A 451-nucleotide genomic window follows, 5' to 3' on the forward strand; every position below is an offset into this window, starting at 1 on the left:
CCCAAACCCCCCGCGACACCCGCGGCGATGTTTTCCAGCGACTCTCCCTTGCGGGGGATCGCGCTTAAATGTGCCAGCGTCACGGTATTCGTGCTGATGGCCTCGCTGATCAAGGCGACGGCGGAAAGTTCGGCGGTGCCGCCGGGGCAGCAGGTGTTCTTTCGGTCGTTCTTTGCGCTGCCGGTGATCTTCGTCTGGCTGATGTGGCGCCGCGAGTTGCGGGTGGGGTTGGTGACGGCGAACCCGATGGGGCATCTTTATCGCGGGCTGGTCGGCACGGCGGCGATGGCGATGAACTTCTGGGCGCTGTCGCTGCTGCCTTTGCCCGAGGCGACGGCGATCGGATTTGCCGCGCCGCTGCTGGTGGTGGTTCTGGCGGGCATGTTTCTGGGCGAGAATGTCCGGGCCTTTCGCCTTGGCATGGTCGGGCTGGGGCTGGCGGGGGTGCTGA

1 protein-coding gene is annotated in these 451 nt (G+C 66.1%); it reads left to right on the forward strand.

Going from position 1 to position 451, the window contains the following annotated elements:
- Nucleotides 1-27: 27 nt before the first annotated feature.
- On the forward strand, nt 28-451 hold a 424-nt coding region (locus tag EG885_RS22455), incomplete at its 3' end, for an EamA family transporter (protein ID WP_165571280.1).

Source organism: Paracoccus nototheniae (assembly GCF_004335005.1).
Taxonomy (GTDB): Bacteria; Pseudomonadota; Alphaproteobacteria; order Rhodobacterales; family Rhodobacteraceae; genus Paracoccus; species Paracoccus nototheniae.